Here is a 362-nt window from a genome sequence, read left to right on the forward strand (position 1 = left end):
TTTTCTCTGATTGACGAAGGGGGAAATTGGCAAAACGGCTATTTGCGGTTGAACGATATTTTCAACTTGAATTTGCCCGCCGAATTGGTGGTGTTGAGCGCCTGTCAGACCGCTTTGGGGCGGGATTTGAAAGGGGAAGGAATGGTGGGAATTACCCGGGGTTTCATGTACGCCGGTGCCCCGAGGTTGGTGGCTTCCCTGTGGTTCGTGGATGACGAGGGAACGTCCGTTTTGATGTCGAAGTTTTACCAAAAGATACTGTCCGAAAATTTGTCGCCCGTAGAAGCGATGCGATCGGCGCAGTTGGAAATGTTGGCGAGTTCGGAGTACAATTCCCCCTATTATTGGGCGGGATTTACCTT

At 50.8% G+C, this 362-nt stretch carries 1 protein-coding gene; it reads left to right on the plus strand.

The genetic code is table 11. From position 1 onward, the window contains the following. Positions 1 to 362 (plus strand): CHAT domain-containing protein (locus LKE08_RS00040; RefSeq protein ID WP_324702154.1); only part of this gene is annotated, 362 nt, incomplete at both ends.

Source organism: Lyngbya sp. CCY1209 (genome assembly GCF_035615495.1).
In the GTDB taxonomy this organism is placed as follows: Bacteria; Cyanobacteriota; Cyanobacteriia; order Cyanobacteriales; family Microcoleaceae; genus Limnospira.